The sequence below is a fragment of the Streptomyces sp. cmx-18-6 genome, from assembly GCF_046548915.1.
Lineage (GTDB): Bacteria > Actinomycetota > Actinomycetes > Streptomycetales > Streptomycetaceae > Streptomyces.
Map to the genome: position 1 here is coordinate 355979 of NZ_JAEBEP010000003.1, position 23124 is coordinate 379102.

General features: G+C 71.2%; 20 protein-coding genes. 7 read left to right on the plus strand and 13 right to left on the minus strand.

Going from position 1 to position 23124, the window contains the following annotated elements; translation table 11 throughout:
• Positions 1 to 112: 112 nt before the first annotated feature.
• Genes ACLJPL_RS09730 through ACLJPL_RS09740 form a run of 3 tightly spaced genes read right to left on the minus strand, consistent with a single transcriptional unit; the run spans position 113 to position 1339 of the window.
• Positions 113 to 310 carry a DUF397 domain-containing protein gene (locus ACLJPL_RS09730; protein ID WP_411080342.1) on the minus strand — a complete coding sequence of 66 codons (198 nt, stop codon included), beginning with the start codon at positions 308 to 310 and terminating at the stop codon, positions 113 to 115.
• A 19-nt stretch (positions 311 to 329) separates the two neighbouring features.
• Positions 330 to 527 carry a DUF397 domain-containing protein gene (locus tag ACLJPL_RS09735; protein ID WP_411080343.1) on the minus strand — a complete coding sequence of 66 codons (198 nt, stop codon included), beginning with the start codon at positions 525 to 527 and terminating at the stop codon, positions 330 to 332.
• Positions 524 to 1339, minus strand: a complete 816-nt coding sequence (locus tag ACLJPL_RS09740; RefSeq protein WP_411080344.1) for a helix-turn-helix domain-containing protein — start codon at positions 1337 to 1339, stop codon at positions 524 to 526. Before ACLJPL_RS09740 ends, ACLJPL_RS09735 begins: the two co-directional genes overlap by 4 nt.
• Before the next feature lie 219 nt (positions 1340 to 1558).
• On the opposite strand from ACLJPL_RS09740, the gene ACLJPL_RS09745 reads away from it, so the two are divergent.
• Together ACLJPL_RS09745 and ACLJPL_RS09750 are read left to right on the plus strand one after the other, a co-directional pair.
• A complete protein-coding gene (locus ACLJPL_RS09745) occupies positions 1559 to 2512 on the plus strand; it encodes an MvdC/MvdD family ATP grasp protein (RefSeq protein WP_411080345.1) in 954 nt (317 codons plus the stop codon).
• 154 nt (positions 2513 to 2666) lie between these two features.
• Positions 2667 to 4847 carry a DEAD/DEAH box helicase gene (locus tag ACLJPL_RS09750; RefSeq protein WP_411080346.1) on the plus strand — a complete coding sequence of 727 codons (2181 nt, stop codon included), beginning with the start codon at positions 2667 to 2669 and terminating at the stop codon, positions 4845 to 4847.
• Between the two features lie 7 nt (positions 4848 to 4854).
• Here ACLJPL_RS09750 and ACLJPL_RS09755 read toward each other — a convergent pair whose 3' ends face one another.
• Entirely contained in the window at positions 4855 to 5874 is a 1020-nt protein-coding gene (locus ACLJPL_RS09755; RefSeq protein ID WP_411080347.1) for a multicopper oxidase domain-containing protein, read from the minus strand.
• A 217-nt stretch (positions 5875 to 6091) separates the two neighbouring features.
• Here ACLJPL_RS09755 and ACLJPL_RS09760 point away from each other — a divergent pair, with 217 nt between their 5' ends.
• On the plus strand, positions 6092 to 8602 hold the full coding sequence (locus tag ACLJPL_RS09760; RefSeq protein ID WP_411080348.1) for a ThuA domain-containing protein: 2511 nt from the start codon (positions 6092 to 6094) through the stop codon (positions 8600 to 8602).
• Complete coding sequence (locus ACLJPL_RS09765; protein WP_411080349.1) at positions 8599 to 10857, plus strand: OmpL47-type beta-barrel domain-containing protein; 2259 nt, start codon at positions 8599 to 8601, stop codon at positions 10855 to 10857. The genes ACLJPL_RS09760 and ACLJPL_RS09765 overlap by 4 nt, the downstream gene beginning before the upstream one ends.
• A 15-nt stretch (positions 10858 to 10872) precedes the next feature.
• On the opposite strand, the gene ACLJPL_RS09770 is transcribed toward ACLJPL_RS09765, so the two are convergent.
• A complete protein-coding gene (locus ACLJPL_RS09770; RefSeq protein WP_411080350.1) occupies positions 10873 to 12012 on the minus strand; it encodes an ABC transporter permease in 1140 nt (379 codons plus the stop codon).
• A complete protein-coding gene (ligD, locus tag ACLJPL_RS09775) occupies positions 12009 to 13034 on the minus strand; it encodes a non-homologous end-joining DNA ligase (protein ID WP_411080351.1) in 1026 nt (341 codons plus the stop codon). The genes ACLJPL_RS09770 and ligD overlap by 4 nt, the downstream gene beginning before the upstream one ends.
• Positions 13035 to 13110: 76 nt before the next feature.
• Here ligD and ACLJPL_RS09780 point away from each other — a divergent pair, with 76 nt between their 5' ends.
• A complete protein-coding gene (locus ACLJPL_RS09780; RefSeq protein ID WP_411080352.1) occupies positions 13111 to 14172 on the plus strand; it encodes an ATP-dependent DNA ligase in 1062 nt (353 codons plus the stop codon).
• Between the two features lie 124 nt (positions 14173 to 14296).
• The gene (gene ppk2 / locus ACLJPL_RS09785; RefSeq protein WP_411080353.1) at positions 14297 to 15262 is read left to right on the plus strand and encodes a polyphosphate kinase 2; all 966 of its coding nucleotides are present in this window, start codon (positions 14297 to 14299) and stop codon (positions 15260 to 15262) included.
• A gap of 91 nt (positions 15263 to 15353) precedes the next feature.
• On the opposite strand, the gene ACLJPL_RS09790 is transcribed toward ppk2, so the two are convergent.
• Positions 15354 to 16091, minus strand: coding sequence for a hypothetical protein (locus tag ACLJPL_RS09790; protein ID WP_411080354.1), 738 nt, complete (start codon positions 16089 to 16091; stop codon positions 15354 to 15356).
• 295 nt (positions 16092 to 16386) lie between these two features.
• Here ACLJPL_RS09790 and ACLJPL_RS09795 point away from each other — a divergent pair, with 295 nt between their 5' ends.
• Positions 16387 to 16758, plus strand: coding sequence for an ATP-binding protein (locus ACLJPL_RS09795; RefSeq protein ID WP_411080355.1), 372 nt, complete (start codon positions 16387 to 16389; stop codon positions 16756 to 16758).
• Positions 16759 to 17010: 252 nt separating this feature from the next.
• On the opposite strand, the gene ACLJPL_RS09800 is transcribed toward ACLJPL_RS09795, so the two are convergent.
• The 6 genes from ACLJPL_RS09800 to ACLJPL_RS09825 form a co-directional block, all read right to left on the minus strand.
• Positions 17011 to 17415 carry an STAS domain-containing protein gene (locus ACLJPL_RS09800; RefSeq protein ID WP_411080356.1) on the minus strand — a complete coding sequence of 135 codons (405 nt, stop codon included), beginning with the start codon at positions 17413 to 17415 and terminating at the stop codon, positions 17011 to 17013.
• Positions 17412 to 18503 carry a B12-binding domain-containing protein gene (locus ACLJPL_RS09805; RefSeq protein ID WP_411080357.1) on the minus strand — a complete coding sequence of 364 codons (1092 nt, stop codon included), beginning with the start codon at positions 18501 to 18503 and terminating at the stop codon, positions 17412 to 17414. The genes ACLJPL_RS09800 and ACLJPL_RS09805 overlap by 4 nt, the downstream gene beginning before the upstream one ends.
• Positions 18500 to 20161, minus strand: coding sequence for a PP2C family protein-serine/threonine phosphatase (locus ACLJPL_RS09810; RefSeq protein WP_411080358.1), 1662 nt, complete (start codon positions 20159 to 20161; stop codon positions 18500 to 18502). The genes ACLJPL_RS09805 and ACLJPL_RS09810 overlap by 4 nt, the downstream gene beginning before the upstream one ends.
• Before the next feature lie 179 nt (positions 20162 to 20340).
• On the minus strand, positions 20341 to 21663 hold the full coding sequence (locus tag ACLJPL_RS09815; RefSeq protein WP_411080359.1) for a lytic murein transglycosylase: 1323 nt from the start codon (positions 21661 to 21663) through the stop codon (positions 20341 to 20343).
• A 37-nt stretch (positions 21664 to 21700) separates the two neighbouring features.
• Entirely contained in the window at positions 21701 to 22534 is an 834-nt protein-coding gene (locus ACLJPL_RS09820; protein ID WP_411080360.1) for a hypothetical protein, read from the minus strand.
• Positions 22535 to 22588: 54 nt separating this feature from the next.
• Positions 22589 to 23119 (minus strand): hypothetical protein, encoded by a 531-nt coding sequence (locus ACLJPL_RS09825; RefSeq protein ID WP_411080361.1) that lies wholly within the window; start codon positions 23117 to 23119, stop codon positions 22589 to 22591.
• Positions 23120 to 23124 lie beyond the last annotated feature (5 nt).

The window sequence follows — 23124 nt, forward strand, 5'->3', positions numbered from 1 at the left end:
CGCAGCGCCGGAGTACGCGGCCGACGAGGGCGGGGCGGTTTCCGCGGGGCCCGAACGCGAAGAAACCTCCCACCGGCTCAGGCCGGGGGAGGTTTCCGCTGCCGTGCGTGATTCAGACCTCGGGGCGACCGACGTACGCGAGGAACGCGCCCCACGCAGCGGCCGGCACGCGCACCTCGGGGATGGTGCGGTCCTTGCTGTCGCGCGCACGAACAACGCCGGGAAGGCTCGGGTCCACGACCTTCACCTCGACACAGTTGTCGTTGCTTCCGCTGTACGAGCTGATGCGCCAAGCAGACTGTCGTGTCATCGCTGATGCCTCCTTGTGGTCACACCTCGGGGTGACCGACGTACGCGACGAACGCGCCCCACGCCGCCGCAGGAACCCTGACCTCAGGAAGGCTGATGTCCTTGCTGTCCCGCGCACGGACCACACCGGGAAGGCTCGCGTCCACGACCTTCACCTCGACACAGTTGTCGTTCGCGCCGCTGTACGAGCTGATGTGCCAATCGAACTGCCGTGTCATCGCTGGTGCTTCTTTCGTGCGTCCCTCATGGCCTGTGCGGACGCGTCGAGGTCCAACGCGCCAGCCTGGACGTGATCGTAGATCCTCTGGAGCATATCGACGTCGTCGGGCTCCTGGTAATAGGTCCCCGTGTGGAACCCTTCGGCGTAAGCGGTTCGCGTACCGTCCCGAAGCGTCAGCAGACTGATCGAGCCGGGCACTGCGGGCTCATCGATCGGGAGCACCTGGATGTGGATGAACGGGCGCTCGGCCATCTCCAGCAGGTGATCGATCTGCTGGGCCATGACCTCGGAACTGCCGTGGACCTGGTGGAGGGATGACTCGGCCAGGACGACCCACAGCCACGGCGGATTCTCCCGGCCGAAGACCTCCTGCCTCTCAGCCCGGCGGACTACGGAGTCCTCCAAGGTCTCGGGACTGTCCGTGAAGGTCACCGCCATCAACGCCCGTGCGTAGTCGGAGGTCTGGAGCAGCCCCGGAACTCCGGGAGAGAACTCGTGTATCGACCGGGCACCGGCCTGATCCCGCAGGAAACGACGGGAGTAGTTCTTGAACGCCTCGGATTTGATCAGCGTCTGAAGCTCCAACAGGGCCCCGTCCACGCCGAACACCTGCTCCAACTTCACCGTGAGGTCCCGCCCCGGCGGGTCGTTCGCGGTCTCGATCGAGCTGATCCGGCCGGGGCTGACGAACACCTTCGTCGCGAGGTCGACGACCTCCCAGCCCCGTGCCTGCCTGAGCATACGGATCTTCGACCCGAGCAAGTCCTCCACGCTCTTCTCGGGCGTCAGTTCCTTAGGCGGCCTCGCCATGCGTGCGACTCCATTTTTCCGGGTTGCGGACTCGGAATTATTACCTCTGGTGATCGTACGGCTACAGAGCCCAAGCTGGTTGTGGAACGGCGAACTCCGCCCCGTACGAGGGACGCAGGGCCGACGCACGGCCGGAGCCGGCTGCCCGCACCACCACGATCGAGAGGACTTCATGAACGTCATCGAGCACGACGAGAGCGCCGAAGCGGGGTGCACGGAATGACCGTCCTGATCGTGGACAACCCGTCCGAGCCCGGCACCGATCTGATCGTCAAGGAACTGGCCTCGGCGGGGGTCCCCATGTTCCGCATGGACATGGCCGATTTCCCCTCCGCGCTGGACTTCCGCGCCTCGTTCGGCGTGGAGCGCTGGGAGGGCGTCCTCACCAAAGGTGAGAGGTCCGTCGACCTGTCCGCCATCAGGGCCGTGTACTGGAATCGGCCGGGTGCGTTCACCTTTCCCGGGCTCTCCGAGTCGGACGAGCGCTACGCCCGCGATGCGGCCCGCATCGGGTTCGGCGGCGTCCTGACGAGCCTGGACGCGGCGTATCTGAACCATCCGGCCAAGTCGACCGCCGCCGAGTTCAGGCCGCGCCAGCTCCAGGTGGCGAGCGCGGCCGGCCTCGCGATTCCCCAGACTCTGGTGACGACGGAGGCGGAGGCGGTACGACGCTTCTCGCGCAACGTCGGCGGTCCGGTCGTCACGAGGGCGCTGGGGGCTCCCGTGGCGGCCCGCACGGCGGGGTACGAGTGCCTCTGCGTACGCGAGCCGGATCCCGACGCCCTTGAGGGCATCGCGTCGACGGCCCACCTGTTCCAGGAGCGGATCGAGAAGGACTTCGAGGTCCGGGCCGTGTTCGTCGGGGACGAGTGCTTCAGTGCACGCGTCGACGCCGTGACCGATCAGGCCCGGATCGGGATCGACCGGCGCTCGGGGTGCGACTCGGTCAAGCTCACCCCGGTGGAGACGCCCAGGGACGTGCACCATGCGTTGCGGCGGTACGCGGCCGTGATGGGCCTGGCCTGTTTCACGGCGGACTTCGTCGTGCGGCCTTCGGGCCAGTGGGTGTTCCTGGAGGCCGACCCGCGCGGCCGGTGGGCCTGGACGAACTCCCCGGACCTTCCGGTGGCGAAGGCCATCGCCGGCGTTCTGGAGGAATGGTGCGATCTCTGAACCGCCGGCCGGCGCCGACGCCCGCCCCGGACAGGCCGGGCGCCCACGCGCCTGCGCCCGCCGGGTAGGGCCGCGCCCGGGGGCTGTCCGCGGGCCGTGGGACGATGGCCGCGCACAACGAAGAGACCACACTCCGATGGCGGCGAGAGCGACGATGACGGACACGGGGGTCACGACCGCCCGCCCGGCGAGCACGGGCCGGGCCGCCCGTGACCTGCTCGCGCGGGCGGAAGCGCTGCTGGACCGGGCCCGCGCCGTGCGGGAGGACCACGCCCGCGCCGTCGACGCCGTACGGGCCGTCCTCGACCCGCTCCTCTCCTCCCTGGTCGACCGGGAGCTGGCCGCCATCCCGGTCTCCCGGCTCAAGGACGTCACCGAGGGCCGGCTACGCCTCGGAGCCCTCGAACAGGCCGGGTTCACGACCGTCGGGCAGGTCCACGGGACGGGCCGCTACGAGCTGCGGCAGATTCCCGGGGTCGGGGCGCACACCGCCGATCAGGCGCTGGCCGCCGCCGGGCAGATCGCCGACGCGGTGCGCGAGACCGTCTCCGTGCGGATCGACATGGACGCCCCGGACGAGGCGACGACCGCGCTGGTCGTCGCCCTCAACCGGCTGGTGGAGGCCGGACCGGAAGCCCGGCGGGCGGTGGAGGCGGCCGGGCGGCTGGCCGAACGGCTCGATCCGCTGGTGGCCGCCGCCGGACCGGCCGGGAGCCGGCTGCGGATGCTGTTCAGCGGCAAGGAGAAGCGGAGCCGGGCGCTCGACGCCGTGGCCGGTCTGCGTACGGCGTTCGCGGAGGCGGTGGAGCAGGAGCTGCCGATGCTCTTCGGGCAGGTCTCCGTGGACCTGCTGCGGGCTCCGGAGTCCGCGCCCGGGGCGTGGGTGGACTTCGAGCTGCGGTCCGCCGAGTACTACAGCCTGCTCGCCGAACTGTCGGGCAGCGGGCCTGACCGGGACGCCGCCGAGGGGTTCCTCCCCGCCGGGATCGCGGACCGGGTGCGGGCCCTCCGGCTCGACGACTCGCGGCTACGGGTCTCCCTGCGCGGCTACCAGTCGTTCGGGGCGCGCTTCGCGCTGGTGCAGCGGCGGGTGATCATCGGGGACGAGATGGGGCTCGGCAAGACCGTGCAGGCCATCGCCGCCCTGGCCCATCTCGCCGCGCGGGGCGAGAGCCACTTCCTGGTGGTGTGCCCGGCGAGCGTGCTGATCAACTGGTCCCGGGAGATCCGGGCCCGCTCCACCCTGCGCGCACTGCCGGTGCACGGGGCGGATCGGCTGGACGCGTTCGGGGAGTGGCGGGCGAAGGGCGGAGTCGCGCTGACCACGTTCGACGCGCTGCGCACCCTGCCCGGCGAGGAGGCCGTCGCCCCGGCCCTGCTGGTCGTGGACGAGGCGCACTTCGTGAAGAACCCGGCCACCCGGCGGGCGCAGGCGGTCGCCGGATGGGCGGAGCGCGCGGATCGGGTGCTGTTCCTCACCGGGACGCCCATGGAGAACCGGGTGGAGGAGTTCCGCAGCCTCGTCCGCCAACTCCGCCCGGATCTGGCCGATGTGGTGAGCTCGACGCACGGGGCCGCCGGTTCACAGGCGTTCCGCAGGGCGGTCGCCCCCGCCTATCTGCGCCGCAACCAGGTGGACGTCCTCGCCGAACTCCCCGCGCTGGTCCACGTGGACGAGTGGGAGGAGTTCAGCGCCGGGGACCTGGCGGTGTACCGCGAGGCGGTCACGGCCGGGCAGTTCATGCGGATGCGCCGGGCCGCGTACGCCGACCCGGCCGCCTCCGCCAAGCTGGAGCGGCTGCGCGAACTGGTCGACGAGGCACGGGACAACGGGCTGAAGGTCGTCGTCTTCTCGTACTTCCGCGAGGTGCTCGCCACGGTGGGCGAGGCGTTGGGGCCGCACGCGTTCGGGCCGATCTCGGGGAGTCTCCCGGCCGCCCGGCGGCAGGAGCTGGTCGACGCCTTCTCCGCCGCGGACGGGCACGCGGTGCTGCTGAGCCAGATCCAGGCCGGGGGCACCGGTCTGAACATGCAGGCCGCTTCGGTGGTCGTCCTGTGCGAGCCGCAGATCAAGCCGACGTTGGAGCACCAGGCCGTCGCGCGTGCGCACCGGATGGGGCAGGTGCGCACGGTCCAGGTGCACCGGCTGCTGGCGGCGGACAGCGTGGACCAGCGCATGGTGGAGCTGCTGGCCCGCAAGGACCGGCTCTTCGACGCGTACGCCCGGCGCAGCGACCTCGCGGAGACCACGCCGGACGCCGTGGACGTGTCCGACGGTGAACTCGCCCGGCGCATCGTGGAGGAGGAGCAGCAGCGGCTGGGCCGTGCGGAATGACGGCCCGTCAGTGCTGGTGCTCCGCCGCACCCTTGCCCTCGCCGGCCCCGTTCTTCTCCGCTCCGCCGACCACATGGTGCGGTTCGTAGCCCGGGATCGTGCCGTCCGGCTTCTTGATCAGCAGCAGGCCGGCCATGCCCATGTCGGAATGGCTCTGTACGTGGCAGTGGTACATCCACGCGCCCGCGCCCACGCGTTCGCCCGCGATGATCTGGAGGCCGAAGGAGTCGGCGGGGCCGCAGATCTTGTTGTCGATGACCCGGCTGGGGTCGTCGGGGCCGGTCAGCAGCCCGGTGCGGTTGTCCGCCCAGCGGTGACCGTGGATGTGGAAGGTGTGGTAGAACTCACCGTGCGTGATCATCACGAATTCGAGCCGATCACCCACCGTGGCTTCGAAGTTGACGCTGTTGTGAGCCGTCTTGTTGTTGATCATCATGTCGTTGAAGACGACCGTGCACGTCTGGTCGGGCAGCAGGTCGCCCTTCCTTCGCACCACGAGCGGCCCGTACAGCCCCTTGCGGATACCGCCGGTGCCGTGGTCGGTGCCGACGACGTGGTCGTGGTAGTGCCAGTACCCCGCACTGCCCGGCTCGTACGTTCCGTCCTTCCGGCGGCCCGGCTTGTGGGTGCGCCAGGTGTACGTGCGGGTGCCGCCGGGCTCGACGTGGCTCTTGTTCATCCGGGTGCCGTCGTTGGCGATGTCGTAGTCGACGCCGTGGACATGGAGGCTGGCGTCCACGTCGGTGAGGTTCTCGAAGGCGATGTGCAGGGTGTCGCCCTCGTTCAGCTCGATGAGCGGGCCGGGGATCGACGCCTTGCCCTTCTCGAAGCCGTAGCCGAGCTCGCCGTTCGGCAGCTTCTCGGCGTACATCGTGATGCGGCGCACTACTCCCCCGTCCGGGGCCGTGCGCGGCGGGTTCTCGGCGGAGCTCGCCTCCACCGCGCCGAGCGACAACGATGTCACGCCGGTCGCTGCCGCGGCCGCGCCGCCGATCAGCATCCGCCGGCTGAAGGTCCTTCGGTCCATGTCGAACTCCCTACGGGGATAAGGAAACTGGCGGAGACGGGGGCCCGGAGCTACCGGAACGGGCCACACCGTATCCGGGGGCCGAGCGTTTATCCACACTCAGGACAAAGTTTGTGCGATTGCTGCCACGGCTCTTGGCGCGCCACGAAAAGGGGTCTAGCTTCGTGCGCTGTCGCAGTCAACGTCGCAGTGACCACAGAAGGGTGGGGTGACCCACATGCAAGGCGCATCGCATCACCGGTCCAGATCACGAAACCGACGCGGCCTCGCGGCGGCCGTGGCGGCCGGCGCACTGACCGTGTCCTTGCTGAGCGCGGGCGGACCGGCCAGCGCGGGCACGTCGCCGGACCGGGATCTGGTCGAGAGGATGGCGACAACGTTGTCCCTGCCATCCCCGCCGGGCGCCGCGAACCAGGTCAAGGTGCTGGTCTTCCACGCGTCGGCCGGCGATGAGGCCCCGTACACCGACGCCGGGATCGCGGCGATCGAGAAGATCGGGCAGACCGGTCCGGAGGCCGGGCGGTTCACCACCGTGGCCACCGCCAATCCGAACGTCTTCACCAACGGCAAGCGGCTCGGCTCCTTCCACGCGGTCGTCTTCCTCACCGGCGGCGGCGACGTCCTGGACCCGGAGCAGGAGGCGGGCCTGGAGGCGTACATGGAGGCGGGCGGCGGCTTCCTAGGCATCCATGACGCGGCGCGCACCGAGCCGTACTCGGACTGGTTCACCGGCCTGGTCGGGGCCCGTCCGGCGGGGAACAGCCCGACCGCCGTACAGCGGGCCACGGTCGAGATCGGGGACCGGGTCCATCCGGCGACCAAGAGCCTGCCGCTGGAGTGGAAGCGCCCCGACACGTGGCTGAACTGGACGAAGAACCCGTCCGGTGACGTGCACACCGTGGCGCGCGTGCGGGAGTCGACGTACAAGCCGGGTGCGAGCGCCAACGGCTGGGACCACCCGGTCTCCTGGTGCCGCGATTACGACGGCGGCCGTTCCTTCTACACGGCGATGGGCGGTACGGCGGACAGCTTCGCGGAGACCGACTTCCGCGACCATCTGCGCGGCGCGCTCGCCTGGACGAACCGCACCTCGCAGGCCGACTGCAAGGCCACCATCACCTCCAACTACACCGCCGAGCGCCTCACCCAGCCCAACCAGCCCGGCCAGAACGACCAGATCGGCGAACCGCACGGCCTGGTGACCGCCCCGGACGGGCGGGTCTTCTACATCGGGCGCGGCGGGGCCGACAGCTCCGTCCCGGTCGTCACGGACTGGAACGACCCGAACGTCGGCAAGGGCAAGGGCGAGATCCACGTCTACGACCCGAAGACGAAGAAGGTCGCCCTGGCCGGGGTGCTGGACGTCTTCGGCAACAAGGGCGGCGGCGACGAACTGACCAAGGTGGAGGAGGGGTTGCTCGGCATCGAGCTGGACCCGGACTTCGCCTCCAACGGCTGGGTCTATCTGCACTACACCCCGCACGCGAAGATCGACCGCGACAAGCGCACGGCGGTCCGGCAGGTCTCCCGCTTCACCTTCGACCCGGCGGCGAACAAGCTGGACCTCGCCTCCGAAAAGGTGCTGCTCGGCTGGCCGGTGCAGATCCACAGCTGCTGCCACGCGGGCGGCGGTCTGGCCTGGGACTCGAAGGGCAACCTGTACATCGCGACCGGCGACAACAACTCCTCCGGTTTCAGCAGTGGTTACTCCGGCAACAACCCGGAGCCGAACTACAAGGGCGTCTCCTTCGCGGACGCGCGCCGGACCTCGGGCAACACCAACAACCTCAACGGGAAGATCCTGCGGATCCACCCCGAGGATGACGGCACGTACACCCTGCCCGCCGGGAACCTCTTCACCGGCAAGGAGCCGGACGAGGGCGGCGGGAAGACCCGGGGCGAGATCTATGTGATGGGCGTGCGCAACCCGGCCCGGATCTCGATCGACCGCTCGACGGACACCCTGTACGCGGGCTGGGTGGGCCCCGACGCGGGCTCGGCGTCCACCACTTGGGGCCCGGCGAAGTACGACACGTTCGCCGCGATCACCAAGGCGGGCAACCACGGCTGGCCGTACTGCATGGGCAACAACCAGCCCTACCGGGACCGCAATCTGCCCGACCCGAGCAAGCCGCTGGGCTGGTACGACTGCAAGGCCCCGAAGAACGAGTCGCCGAACAACGACGGCCTGGTCAAGCTGCCGCCGGTGACCCCGAACACCATCTGGTACTCGCCCCAGGGCGGCGGGGTCGACTACCCGCGTGACGCGAACGGCGTACCGAGCTACAAGGCGGAGGAGCAGAAGGAGTTGCTGCCCTGGCTCAAGGGCGGCGGCCAGGCGACCATGAACGGCCCGGTCTACCGTTACGACGCGCGGAGCGAGTCCTCGGCGAAGTGGCCCGCGTACTGGGACGGCAAGTGGTTCGTCGGCGACTTCTACGACGACACCCAGCCCCGCCACGCGGTGATCACCGACCCGAAGACGGTCGGGAAGGGCGGACTGCCCACGCACGCCGAGTCGTTGAAGAAGATCATCCCGGTCGGCGCGGACGGCATCCGCAACCTCATGGACTGGAGGTTCGCGCCGGACGGCTCGTTGTACGTCCTGGACTACGGGCGCGGCTTCTTCACCTCCGACTCCAAGTCCGCGCTGTGGCGCGTGACGTACAAGGGCGGCGCGTCAACTCCCGCCGTCAAGGACCTGGTTGGAAAGGCGGCAGCGCAGTGAGACACCCCACGCACCTCGCCCGGCGGCGGCATCGGCCGCCCAGTTTCTGGGTGGCCCTGCTGGCCTCCCTGCTCATGGTCCTCGGGCTGACGTCGACGGCCGCGTACGGCAAGGGCGGCGACACCCCCGGGACGAAGACGGGCGGAACCGCCGCAGCCGCCGACCAGGTGCTGACCTGGACCGCCGGCGACCCGATCGACCGCTATCTGACCGCCCCGGAAACGGCGGTGGCCGGCAAGGCGACCATCGTCTTCGAGAACAGCACGGCGACCGGCAACACCACGAGCATGCCGCACACGCTGACGTTCAGCGTCTCGGACCCCGAGTACAACAACGACGTCCAGCTGAACATCCTGGCCAACCCCGGTGACGCGGAGGGCGGCAAGCACAGCGTGGAGGTCACGCTCACGCCGGGCAAGTACTTCTACCACTGCACGATCCCCGGCCACGGCGAGATGAAGGGCGTCCTGACCGTCACCGAGGGCGGCGGCGAGGAGGACACCGAGGCCCCCGCGACCTCCGCGAAGGTCGACGGCGACCGGAACGGCGACGGCGCGTACATCGGCCAGGCCACCGTCACCGTCGAGGCGACGGACGCGGGCTCCGGCGTCGACACCGTCGAGTACGCGGTGGGGGCGGACGGCGACTGGCAGCCGTACACCGCGCCCGTCGTCGTCGACGAGGTCGGCGAGCACACGGTCCGCTACCGGGCCACCGACAAGGCGGGCAACACGGCGGCGGAGAAGTCCGTCGACTTCGCGGTCGCCGCGCCGCCGACCGACGACGAGACCCCGCCGGAGACCTCCGCGACCGTCTCGGGCGAACAGGACGCCGATGGCGCGTACTTGGGCATGGCCACGGTCACCGTGACCGCGTCCGACACCGGGTCCGGCGTCAACACCATCGAGTACGCGATCGGCGCGGACGGCGACTGGAAGCCGTACACCGCACCCGTGATGGTCCACGAGGTCGGCGAGCACACGGTGCGCTACCGGGCCACGGACCGGTCGGGGAACGTCGCGGCCGAGAAGAAGGCCGAGTTCACCGTGGTGGAGCCGCCGTCGCAGGACAAGACGGCTCCGGAGACCTCGGTGAAGGTGGAGGGCGAGAAGAACTCGGACGGCGCGTTCATCACCAGCGCCAGGGCCACGATCACCGCGACCGACGACGACTCGGGCGTGGACAAGGTGGAGTACTCGCTCGACGGCGGCCCCTACCTCGCGTACACCGCCCCCGTGATCGTCGACCGGGTCGGCCACCACACGGTGGCGCACCGGGCCACCGACAGGGCGGGCAACACCTCCGAGGCGAAGAAGGCGTCGTTCACCGTCGCCCAGGGCGGCGGGGTCCCCGCGCCGAACTGCGCGGAGTTCGACGAGCGGCACACCGTCTTCGTCGGCACGGTCGACACGGGCGTCCCGAACCGGATCACCCGTAACCGCTGCACGATCAACGAGCTGATCGAGGACGAGAAGGACTGGTCCTCCCACGCGCTGTTCCTCAAGCACGTGACGTCGGTGCTCGACAGGCTGAAGAGCGACGGCGTGATCGACCAGCGCGAGCGCAAGGCCATCAACCAGGCCGCCAAGAAGTCGGGCATCGGGAAGCCGGGCCAGTCCGAGGGCTACACCAAGCTCTTCGACGGCACGGCGGCCTCGCTCGCCAAGTGGAGCCACGTGGGCGGCGGCGCGTTCGGGCTGAACGAGGAGGAGGGCTCGATCACCAGCTCCACCACCGTGGGCGGCATGGGCATGCTGTGGTTCCCGGCCCGTGCGTACGGCGACTTCTCGCTGAAGCTCCAGTGGCGCGACGACGCACCGGGCTCGGGCAACGCCAACGGCGGGGTCTTCGTCCGCTTCCCGAAGGTCCACGACCACCCGGAGGAGTCGCGGCCGGAGTGGGTCGCCATCAAGTACGGCCATGAGATCCAGGTCAACGACCGGCCGGACGGCGACATGTACAAGACCGGGTCGGTGTACGGCTTCGACCGGGTGGGTCTCGGCGGCGCGGGCGTCACGCCCAAGGGCGCCTGGAACGACTACGAGATCAAGGTGGTGGACCAGCACTACGAGATCTACCGCAACGGCGTCCTGATCAACGAGTTCGACAACACCGGCGGTCAGCTCTTCGAGCCGCCGCGCGGCGACGACCCGGGCACGGACGGCCGGCGGTTCGCCTCCGGTCACATCGGGCTCCAGGTTCACGGGGTCACCGACGTCATCTCGTACCGGGACATCCGGATCAAGGAGCTGTAAGCCCCACGGAAGGTCTCAGGAGGCCGTGGCCGCGTGCTCGGGCGTGCGGGCGCGGCCTCCCGGGTGCCGGTGGCGCCACACCCAGAAGACCGTGCAGGAGACCAGCGCCCAGCCGGCCAGGACCAGGTACGGGAAGACGAACTGGTGGCCCTGGTAGTAGACGGCGGTGTGCTGGGCGTTGACGGACGCGCCCGGCGGCAGCCAGCGGCCGATGTGCCCGAGGGCGGACGGCAGCAGCGGCCAGGAGACCGCGCCGCCGGAGGAGGGATTGCCGAGCAGCACCATGACGCCCCAGGTGGGGATCATCGCCCACCGGCCCATCAGGGTGTTGAACATGGTGAAGACCATGCCCGAGGTGAACATCGTGAACGCCAGGATCAGCCAGGACTGGACGAACGGCAGGTCGACCGCCCCGAGCCACCAGTCCACGGCGGCGGCGATCGCGAAGCCGCCGAGCAGGGCGTACGCGACCGTGAACGCGATGCGCTCCGCCGGGTTGAGGCCGTGGGCGTGGACGCTCAGCTGGATCGCGCCGAGGAAGCCCATGATGACGGCGGCCAGCGAGATGTAGAACAGGGCGAGCCCGCGCGGGTCGCCCCTCTGGAGCGGCTTGATGTCCTTGACCGTGACCTCGGTCCCGGTGTCCTCGCCGACCTCCAGCCCCGCCTTGCCGAGCAGTTCGGCCACGGACGCGCCCGAGGCCCCGGCCACGTCGAGCGCGATCCCGTCGCCGTCGTCGGACGCGCGGACGATCGCGAACACCTTCTGCTCGTCCAGGGCGCGGCGGGCGTCGGCCGTGTCCGGGTAGGTGCGCAGTTGGAGCGAGGCGTCGAGCGCCTTCTCCATCCCGGTGACGAACGCCCTGCCGCCCGCCACCTCCGGCTCGGTGACCAGCGCGGCCGGGATGCGGTGCGGGGTGGGGTTGGCCATCGCGTACGTGTAGGAACCGGCGAAGAGTCCGGCCGCGGCGGCGACGATGAGCACCAGGACGGTCGCCGGGAGGAACGGGCTGTTCTTGTACGCCTCCCAGCGCTCGCGAAGGGTGAGGGGGCGGCCGTGCGCCCCGTGCTTCTGACTGCTCCCGCCCCGCTCGCCGCGGTTCTCTTCGCCGCCGCTCTTCTCGCCGTTCCCGGGCCTGTCCGCCTCCCCGCTCACGCCATCTCGCCCTCGTCGTCGTGCCGGGCGCGGCTGGGCTGGACCCGCTTCGGTTCGCCGGGCATCTTCGGGTACTCCGGCGGGTACGGCAGGTCGCCGAGGCCCCGCTCCTTCTCGTCCCGGTCGGCCAGCTCCAGCAGCCCGTCGAGCCGGAACGCCTCCTGGTCCATGTCGGCGTGCACGTCGCCGAGTTCGGCGTACCGCACCGGCAGCGTGACGATGTCGAAGTCGCGCGGTTCGGCGTCGTCGATCTCCTCCCAGCGCAGCGGCGCGGAGACCGGGGCGTGCGGGAAGGGGCGTACGGAGTAGGCGGAGGCGATCGTGCGGTCCCGGGCCGTCTGGTTGAAGTCGACGAAGATCCGCTCGCCGCGCTCCTCCTTCCACCACGCCGTCGTCACCCGCTCGGGCATCCGCCGCTCCAGCTCGCGCCCGGCGGCGATGGCGGCGCGCCGGACCTCGGTGAAGGTCCAGGCCGGCTCGATGGGGACGAAGACGTGCATCCCGCGCCCGCCGGAGGTCTTGGGCCACCCGCGTACGCCGTGGTCCTCCAGGACGGAGCGCAGCTCGTGGGCGGCGGCCACCGCGTCGGCGTAGTCGGTGCCGGGCTGCGGGTCCAGGTCGATGCGCAGCTCGTCGGGGTGGTCGGTGTCCCCGGCCCGAACCGGCCAGGGGTGGAAGGTGAGGGTGCCGAGGTTGGCGGCCCAGATGACGGCGGCGAGCTCGGTGGGGCAGAGCTCGTCGGCGGGACGCCCGCTGGGGAAGGCGATCCGGGCTGTGGGGATCCACTCGGGGAGGTTCTTCGGGGCGCGCTTCTGGTAGAAGAAGTCGCCCTCCACCCCGTCCACGAAGCGCTGGAGCGTGGTGGGCCGGTGGTTCAGGGCGCGGGTGATCCCGGGCCCCACGGCCAGGAAGTACTCCGCCACGTCTCTCTTGGTGTAGCCCTTCTCCGGGAAGTACACCTTGTCCGGGTTGGACAGCCTCACCGCTCGTCCGCCCGCGTCCAGCTCCACCGCTGCTCCCATGACGGCCACCGTAGGCCGGTCGCACATATGCCGCATATCGGGAGACGGGGGACGGCGGGCGGGCGAGAATCGGTTCATGGACCTGCCGGTGATGCCACCCGTGAAACCGATGCTCGCCAAGTCGGTGTCCAAGATCCCGCCGGGCATGAGCTACGAGGCCAAGTGGGACGGCTTCCGGGCGATCGTCTACCGGGACGGCGACGAGGTCGAGATCGGCAGCCGCACCGGAAAGCCGCTGACCCGCTACTTCCCCGACCTGGTCGCCGCCGTGCGGGACAACCTCCCGCGGCGCTGCGTGATCGACGGGGAGATCGTGATCGCCCATGAGGGGCGGCTCGACTTCGACCGCCTCAGTGAGCGCATCCACCCGGCGGACTCCCGGGTGCGGATGCTCGCGGAGCAGACCCCGGCGAGCCTGATCGCCTTCGACGTGCTGGCGGTCGACGACACCTCTCTCATCTCCGTCCCGCAGGCCGACCGCCGGGCGGTGCTGAGGGCGGCGCTCTCCGGGGCCTCCGCTCCCGTCCTGCTCGCCCCCTCCACCACGGATGCGGAGCTCGCGCGGGAGTGGTTCGACCGGTACGAGGGCGCGGGGCTCGACGGGATCGTGGCCAAGCCGCTGGACCTGCCGTACCGGCCCGACACCCGGGCGATGTACAAGATCAAGCACGAGCGGACCGCCGACGTCGTGGTGGCCGGGTACCGCGAGCACAAGAGCGGCCCGGTCGTCGGCTCGCTCCTGCTGGGCCTGTACGACACCGAGGGCGTGCTCCAGCACGTGGGGGTCTGCGCGGCCTTCCCGATGAAGCGGCGCGCCGAACTCGCCGAGGAACTCGCCCCTCTGCGCACCGAGTTCGCCGACCACCCGTGGGGCGCGTGGGCGGAGGCGGCGGCGCACGAGACCTCGCGGCTGCCGGGGACGCAGAACCGCTGGTCCGGCAAGAAGGACCAGTCCTGGGTTCCGCTGCGCCCGGAGCGGGTCTGCGAGGTGGCGTACGACCACATGGAGGGCGACCGGTTCCGCCACACCACGCAGTTCCGGCGGTGGCGGCCGGACCGGGCCCCCGCCGACTGCACCTACGCGCAACTGGAGGAGGTCGTCTCCTACGACCTGGCCGAGGTGCTGGCGGGCGGCTGACCCGGCTGCCCCCGCCCTCTCCGGCTCGCCCGGCGGCCCCGCCGCGCCCCCCGCGTACATGAGCGGCGGTTGCGGGGGCATCAGGCTGCGGACGGGGAGACACCGAGGGGCACGGGTAGGGGCGATGACCGAAGAACCGCAGGACGACCGGGTGGAGCTGTTGCAGGGGCTGACCGTGGACGGGCGACGGCCGGAACAGCCGGTGCTGCTCGACGAGCGGGGCGAGCCGCTGGAGACGTGGCGGGAGAACTATCCGTACGAACGGCGGATGCGGCGGAGGGAGTACGAACGCGAGAAGCGCATCCTGCAGATCGAGCTGCTGAAGCTCCAGCGCTGGGTGCGGGAGAGCGGGCAGCGGCTGGTGGTCCTCTGCGAGGGCCGCGACGCGGCGGGCAAGGGCGGGACCATCAAGCGGTTCACCGAGCGGCTCAACCCGCGCGGCGCGCGGGTGGTCGCTCTGGAGAGGCCCACCGAGCGCGAGGAAGGGCAGTGGTACTTCCAGCGGTACGTCGCCCATCTGCCGACCGCCGGTGAGATCGTGTTCTTCGACCGCTCCTGGTACAACCGGGCCGGCGTGGAGCAGGTGATGGGGTTCTGCACACCGGACCAGCACGCCCATTTCCTCAAGCAGGCACCGCTGTTCGAGGAGATGCTCGTCGACGACGGTGTGCTGCTGGTGAAGTTCTGGTTCTCGGTATCCCGCAACGAGCAGCGGACCCGCTTCGCGATCCGGCAGGTCGATCCGGTGCGCCAGTGGAAGCTGTCGCCCACCGACCTGGCCTCGCTCGGCCTCTGGGACGAGTACACGACGGCCAAGGTCGGCATGTTCCGGGCCACGGACACCGAACACGCCCCGTGGACCGTGGTGAAGAACAACGACAAGAAGCGCGGCCGGCTGGAGGCGATGCGCAGCCTGCTGTGGCGGTTCGACTACGACAGCAAGGACGAGAAGGCCGTGGGGGTTCCCGATCCACAGATCATCGGGGCCGCCGACACGCTCCTGGAGCCGGGCGAGGAGCAGACGGAGCTCTCCCCCACGCCGCTGGCCGGCAGGTCCGACGGCCCGGGCGTGCACCCCGAGCAGAGCTGAGGACGGGCTCCGCCTCCCCCTCATGAGGGGGGCGGGGCCCGGGGCCGTGGGGCGGGATCAGGTGACGGCCGCCCGGTCGGGGGACCGCGGATCAGGCGGTGGCCTTCTTGGGGTCGACGACGTCGCCGGCAGCCGGCTCCTGGACCTCGACCTTCTTGTCGAAGTCGCTCAGGACGACCTCACTCGGGGTTTCGCCGCCCTCGGTGACCGCCTTCAGGATGTACGGCTCGCCCTCGGTGGCGACATACATGGTGATCTTCTCACCGCCCGGCTGCTTCTTTTCCAGAGCCAGCGCGGAACGGCCGTCGATCTCCGTGGTCTCGCCCTTCTTCATTCCCTTGCGCTCGGACTTGTCGCTGTCGAGCGACGCCAGCAGCGCCTGCTTGTCGCACATTCCTTCGGTACCGGACTTACCCGGCTCGGACTTCACCCATTTCCCCTGGAGCTTCTCGACGGCCCCTTCAGTACCGGGCTTTCCCTGGAGGGTGTTCTCCCAGAACTTTTTGTCGCCCCGCACATATGCCTTCTGGCCCACCTGGAGAACGTCGGCCTTGGCCCCCTTGCCGGACATCGTGCCCGTACAGCGGTCCTGTTCGTCCACCGAGAAGTCGAGCTCTATCTCGTTGCCGCCCGGCTGCTCGGACTTCCCGACGATCCGCAGGGATTCGGTGTCACGGGTGGCCTTCACGGCGTCCGACGCGATGGTGTCCGCGCTCTTTCCGCCGAAGACCTCGCCGCTGTCCTTCTCACTGCCGCACCCGACGAGGGCGGTGGCCCCCAGCGAGACGGAAACGGCCGCCACGAAAAGCATCTTCGCCTTCATACTCATCCCCTGCCGGTATCAACTGCCGCCCATCCGGGCCTCCAGCGAACCGAATACCCGGAGAAAACGGAATATCACTCCTGCATTTCTCCCGGAGGCTTCCCCGGAGGCCGGCGAGGCACGGAGGAGTTGCCGCAGGTGTGGAGACGGCGACAACGGGAATGCGGTGATTCCGAACAGAAGCGAAAGAACATCTACGGCATCGGAAGGAGGTGCGCGCATGTACAGCACCTCTCCAGCATTCGGCTCCTCTCCCGCAGGACATCCGCCCGCAGGACATCCGAACGCGGGGACCGCGGGCGTGCCACGGACCGCGGGCGAGGCTCGCGATGTCGTGTCACGGCTGCTGGCGGCCGAGTTCGGCGGGTTGTCGGACGAGATCCTTTCGAACGTGGTCGTGGCGGACGCCCTGCTGGTCACCTCGGAGATCGTGACCAACGCGCTTCAGCACGGCGGCGGCATCACCGGGTTCTCCGCGCGGATCACGGACGGCGGGCTCCGTCTCGTCGTCGAGGACGCGGACCCCCGGCATCCCGTGCGGCGGGAACCGCCCCCCGGGTCGGTCGGCGAGGGCGGGTACGGCTGGTCGCTGGTCCACCGGCTCACTGCCCGGCTGTCCGTCACGGCGCACGGGAGCGGCAAGCGCATCGTCGCCGTCGTCGCCCTCGTCTGAGACGTCGCCGTCGTCGCTCTCCGAGCTGTCGTCGGCCTCGTCGCCCCCGTCGCCCCCGTCGCCCTCCGAGCCTTGGCCGGCCACGTCGCCGTCGTCGCTCTTCGAGCCCTGGTCCGACAGGTCGCCGTCGTCGCTCTTCGAGCCCTGGTCCGACAGGTCGCCGTCGTCGCTCTTCGAGCCGTGGTCGGTTATGTCGCTCTCATAGCCGTGGACCGACGCGTCCCGGCCTCCCCGGCCGGTGAGGTCGCCCGCTCAGAGCGTCGGTGACGGGCGCTGCTCGGTGGTCGCTTCCTCGTCCCCGCCGCCCCGGGCGGACTGCCGGTCCTCCGCGTGGGCGAAGAGGTGGTCGATCCCGGTGATGCGCATGATCCGCGCGAGGAAGGACGGCGCGGCCTCGACGTGCAGGCGCGCGTCACGGGCGGCGGTGTCGCGGTGGATCTGCAACAGGGCGGAGACGCCCATGGAGTCGCACAGACCCAGCGCGGCGCAGTCCAGATACAGGTCGTTCAGATCCGGCTGAGCGGTCATCCGTTCTCTCGCCCGCGCCACCAGTTCATGGCTGGTGTCGTAGTCCAGGTCCCCGGTGAGACGCAGCCGGGCCCAGCCCGGGCCCTCCTCGATGGCGACGGCGAGGAGGGGGTTCGGCAGGGCGGTCATGCGGAGGCTCCGGAGGGCTGATCGGTGGCGGGCGCCGCGTCGTCCAGGTGGAGGCGGGCTCGGTCCAGCATGCGGGTGGCGCGCGGGAAGTCCTTGAGCTCGGCGGCCAGGGCGTCCAGTGCCGGGCGCAGGGACCGTGCGGGGACGCGGCGGGCCGTCAGCACGGCGGCGGTCCACCGGATGAAGTCGGTGAAGAGGTCGTCGCTGTCGGTGTAGAGGGCGACGCCGAGGAACTCCACGATGTGGGCGATGTCCTCCGCCGTGCGCTCGCGCTGCGGAGCGGAGTACTCCGCCATCGCCGGGACGCTGCGCTCCAGGTGCGCCAGCACCATCCGGACGAGCCGGGCTCTACCCCGTACGACCAGGGTGTACTCCTGGTCGGTCAGGTGCGCGAGACCTTCGCTCTCCGGGCGGCCCGGCATCGGGCCGGGGGCCGGAATCCCGTCGGCGAGCCACCGGGCCGCGGCGCGCGCGTCCGGGGCCCAGGCGTCGGCGCCCAGCAGGCGGGCGTAGCGGCCGTCCGGCCCGAACGCGGCGCCGCCCACCAGGACGGGCACGCCCACCGCCTGGCACGCGGTGATCGCGGCGTGCGCGGCCGGCAGCCGGGTGGCGATGGACGACGAGAGGGCCACCGCGTCGGCGCCGGTGTTGTGCAGATGCGTCACGAGGTGCGGGGTCGGCACCTGCGCGCCGAGGAAGTCGACCTGCCAGCCTCGCAGGGTGAGGACTTCGGCGAGCAGCCGGGCCGGCAGCGCGTGCCACTCCTGGTCGACGCAGGCGACGGTGATGCGGCCGCCCCGGGTGGCGGGCCCGCGTGCGCGGCGGTGGGCGAGTGCGGCGATGACCCGCTCGGCGATCGCGGTCGCGGCATGCTCCTGGGCGACCGTCATCCGGTCCGCCTGCCAGGCGCGGCCGACTCTCGCCTGGACGGGGGCGATCACGTCGAGCAGAACCGTCTCGGCGGGAACCCCGGCGTCCAGCGCGGTCAGCACGGTGTCGGCGGCCCGGTATTCGTCCTGGCCGGTCACGGCGTCCCACAGATCACCGCGCAGGGCGTCGAGACGGGTGGTGTCGGTGGTGGTGGTCATGAGGTGTACCTGCCCCGCGTGTGGCCGTCCACCGCACTCAGATGAGTGGTCCGGGGGGCGGTGATGGCGACGACCGCCAGATCGTCGTGCCCGCCGTCCCGCACCCACTGCGCGGTCAGCATCTGGACGTGCTCGACCACCGCCTCGCCGGGCATGCCCCCGCACTCGGCCAGCGCCCGCCGCAGCCTCTCCTCCCCGAAGAGCTCGTCGCCGAGCGGACCTCCCCGCGCCTCGGTGATCCCGTCCGTGTGCAGGAGGCACGTCTCGCCGGGCAGCAGCACGGTCTCGACGGTCCGGGCCCGCACGTGCTCCAGAGCTCCGACCAGGGTGCCGTGGGTGGGGATCTCCTCCACCCGGCCGTCGTTGCGCACGACCAGGGGGGCCGGATGGCCCGCGGAGGTGAGCCGCAGGTGCACCTGGTTGTCCGTACGCAGCACGGAGGCCAGGACGAGGGTCGCGAACCGGGTGTTGTCGGAGTTCAGCAGGGCGCCGTTGAGGAGTTGCAGGACCCGCTCATGGTCGTCGGCCATCGGCATCAGCGCCTGGAGCGTGTTGCGGATCTTGCCGGTGAGGACGGCCGCTTCCAGCCCCTTGCCGCAGACGTCCCCGAGCACCACGAAGGAGGGATCGGCCTCGGTGGCGCCGGCGTGGACGTCGTAGAAGTCGCCGCCGACCCGTTCCCTGACGTCGGAAGGGCGGTAGCGTCCGGCGAACTCCACTCCGTTGACCCGGTGGAGGCGCGGCGGCAGGAGGTCGCGCATCAGGGTCCGGGTGATGCTGTGCTGCTCCGCGTAGAGACGGGCCGCCGAGAGCGCGGCTCCGGAACGGGCCGCGAAGAGCCGGGCGAACTTCTCCTCGGTCTCGCTGAACTCCCTTCGCGTGTCCGTGCGCAGCAGGATCAGCGCCCCGGCGGGCACGCCGTGGCCGGGCAGCGGAGTGACGACGACCGAGCCGACGGAGGTGTCGAATCCCTCGGGCAGGAGCCAGTCCGGCAGGGACATCGGGTCGATCCACCGGGACGGGACGGGAGGGAAGCCCTTCAGCGCCTCGCCGAGGGCCGGCACGTCCGAGGGATCGGCCACGATCACGGTCCGTACGGGCTCGCCGTCCCGCAGGGCGTAGGTCACGGGCACATGGCGGCCCGACGCGGGGGCCACGACGACGGCCGCGTCGGCGAGGAACCCGGCGGCCAGGCGGGCGGTGGCGGCCATGCACCGCTCGGCGTTCAGCGAGGACAGCAGGACGCTGGACGCCTCGGCGAGGAACGCGGTGCGTTCGCGTTCCTCGGTCAGGGCCTCCTCCGCGGCGAACCGGGCCGTGTGGTCGACCAGCCACCACACCACCTCGCCGCCGGCGCGCCGGGTCGGATGGGCCTCGAAACGGCGGCCGTCGTACTCCCCGGCGACGGCGGGCAGCTCCGGCCCGCCCTGGCGCACGGCGTCAGCGGTGATCTCCGCCGTCGCCCGGGCCAGCCAGGAGAGGCCGGCCGGCAGCGGGGCGCCCTGCTCCACACCCGGGAGAGGGTTCACGTCCCCCTCGGCCCGGATGGCCGTTCCCGAGGGGTCGACGACGATCACGGCATGCGGCGGCCGACCCCAGTCGGCCGGTGTGCGCCGTTCCTTTGTAGTTGTCCTCGCCTGCGCCTTGGGTGAAGCCATGAGGGGGGGACCCGCCTGCGGCGAGTCGCACCACCTTCCGGTCGGAACGAAGTGTTTCCCTCGGGCAAACATCTAGGAGGACGCCCGAAATAGCAACCGGATCCCCGTCTCGTCCACCGTGCGGACCCTCGGCGCCACAGATGGATCACCCTATCCTTTCGAAGCCTTCACACCCTCGGTCAGGACGGCGTCCCGCCGTCGACGGCACCGGTGGTGGGGTCGGGGGCGGGGCTCGTCCCGGGGTCCGGCTCCGCCGGGTCCGGTGTCGGGGCGGGTCCGGGGTCCGAGGGGCCCGGGTCGGTCGGGGCGGGGTCGGTCGGGGCGGGGTCGGTGGGGTCGGGGCTGGGTCCGGGGTCCGTGGGGGTCGGATCGGTCGGCGTGGGCTCGGTGGGGGTCGGATCGGTCGGCGTGGGGTCGGTCGGGGTCGGATCGGTCGGCGTGGGATCGGTCGGGGTGGGCCCGGGGTCGGAGGGGGTCGGGCTCGGTGATCCGGGTTTCGTGGGGCTCGGCGTGGGCTTGGGGCTCGGCGGACGCGGCGGCTGGGGCTTGGGCTTGGGCTGCGGGCCGATGACGATGCCGCCGTCGCCCTTGCCCGGTCCCTCGGAGCCCCCGGACCCCACCGGCGCCTCGGGGCGGTTCACGCCGCCCGGACCGGGGCTGACGGGCAGGATCCCCTGGCCGTCGGCCACCGGGTGGGCCCCGTTGCGGTAGTACGCCAGCCAGGACAGCACCGTACGCAGATACGTGTCGGACCGGTTGTAGCTGAGGATCGCCCGGTCCAGGTCGGCCCCGACCCCGAGGTCGCGGTCCCCGGCGCAGAGGTAGTGACCGGCGGCGAGAGCGGCGTCGTAGATGTTGTTCGGGTCCTTGCGGCCGTCGCCGTTGCCGTCCTTGGCCCAGTTCGCCCAGGTGGAGGGGATGAACTGCATCGGCCCGACCGCCCGGTCGTAGGTCCGGTCGCCGTCGTGCACCCCGTTGTCGGTGTCCCGGATCAGCGCGAAGCCCACCCCGTCGAGCGCGGGCCCCAGGATCGGGGTGAGCGTCGTGCCCCGCGCGTCGACCCGGCCGCCCGCCGCCTGGCCGGACTCGACCTTGCCGATCGCCGCGAGCAGTTGCCACGGCAGCCGGCAGCCGGGATCGCCGCGGCGCAGGGCGTTCTCAGCGTTCCGGTACGCGGCGAACACGGTCGCCGGGATGCCCGCCTCGGGCCGGACGCGATCGGCCGCCACGGGCGAGGGGTTCGCCCCGGGCCCCGCCTTCCCGGGCGGTTTCAGCGGTTGCGGCGGCCGCGGGCTCTCCAGCGGGGGGAGCTCGGTGTGGTACGAGTCGTCGCCCGGCGCCTCGGTCCACACCACGTCCTCCGTGCCCGCCGCCTGGTCCTCGCGCGACGCGGCGGCCGAGTGCGCGAATCCGGGCGCCTGGGAAGCGGTGAGCGCGGCCATCGCGGCCATGGCCGTGACGGTGCCGGTGAGCTGCCGGCGCGTTGTGCCCCTGAACCTCATGGCTGGTCCCCTCTCCCGGGCGGTCCGGGTCTCCGGTTCACCGGGTGAACGTGTCGATGGCGGCGATCCGCCAGGTGTCCCCGCGGCGCACGGCGTCCACGGCGAACATGGCCGCCGCGTGGGTGGTCTCCTCGTCCTTGCCGGTACGGGTGTTGCTCTGGTCGGCGAAGATCAGCAGCCGGGCGCGGTCGCCGTCCAGATACTCCACTCCGCTGCCGGTCACGGTCGTGGTCAGCACGAGCTTCTGTTTCGGCCCCTGTTCGCGGACCTCGGCCAGCATGTCCTGGTGCTGCCGCACGGCCCTGCCGGTCAGATGGGTGCTCGCCGCGCGGTCGGAGCGGGCGGGCGAGGCGTAGTCGTACGAGAACACCGCCCCGACCGCCTCACTGATCCGGCCCTTCACCTCACTGGTGCGGGCGATGTCGGTGAGCGCGGTGTTCTGGCGCGCCGGTTCGCCGCGCAGGCTCGCGGCCGAGGCGAACGCCCAGGCGGCGAAGGCCCCGAGGAGGACGGTGAGGGCGCAGAGCACGGCGGGCAGCCCGACGCGGAGCCGGCGGAGCGCGGGCCGGGCGGCGGGCTTTGGCCCTGCGGGGTCGGCCGCCTTCTCCGGCTCCCCCTCCGCGGCCGTGTTCGCGTCCGTGTCTTTGTTGGTGTTGGTGCCTTTGTTGGTGTTGGTGTCTGTGTTGGCGTTGGTGTCTGTGTTGGTGTTCTCGGCCGTGTCCGGCTCGGGATCCGGCTGCGGTTCCGGGTCCCTCCGCCTCGGTGGTGCGGTGGTCTCCTCCGTGTCCTCCGCGTCCAACGGGGTCGCGGTGCGGGACGGGGCGGTGGCGAGCCGGCGGCGGCGGTTGACGAGGTGACGGGTCGTCGACATGGGCGGGGTCCTCTCGGGTGCTGGGGCGGGAGCCGGGCGGCGGGGGCGCGGGGGTCAGCCGGCCGTGCTGCCGACCGGCGCCTGGCCGAGGGCGCTGAGCTTCCACCCCTCGGAGGTGCGGGTCAGGGTGCCGACCATCCGGCTCTCCTTCACCGCGGGTTCGCCCTTCGGCGCGGCGACGGTGATCCGCAGCGCCACCATCACCCCGGCGCGGCCCGCCCGTTCGTCGAGCTCGGTGACCGCGCCCGCCAGGACCTTGGCGGTGCTGACCGTCTTCGCCGCCCCGATCTGCTCGGCGAACGCGTCGCGCCCCTCGACGAGTTGGCGGTGCAGATCGCCGGTCGTCGACTCCTCCCAGCTGTCCAGCCCCTTCTCCAGCGTGCGGTGGTCCAGGGTGTTCATGTTCTGCACCGCCTGCTCGCCCGCCGCCAGCGCGTCGTCCCGTGCCTGCGCGTAGGAGGCCGCGTCGTCGTGGGCGGCGTCGTAGCGCTGCCAGCCGCCCCAGCCCGCCGCCCCGGCGGCGACGACCGCGAGCGCCGTCGCCGCGATCACCAGCGGGTTCCTCGTGCTTGCTGCCCGTGCCATGCGCT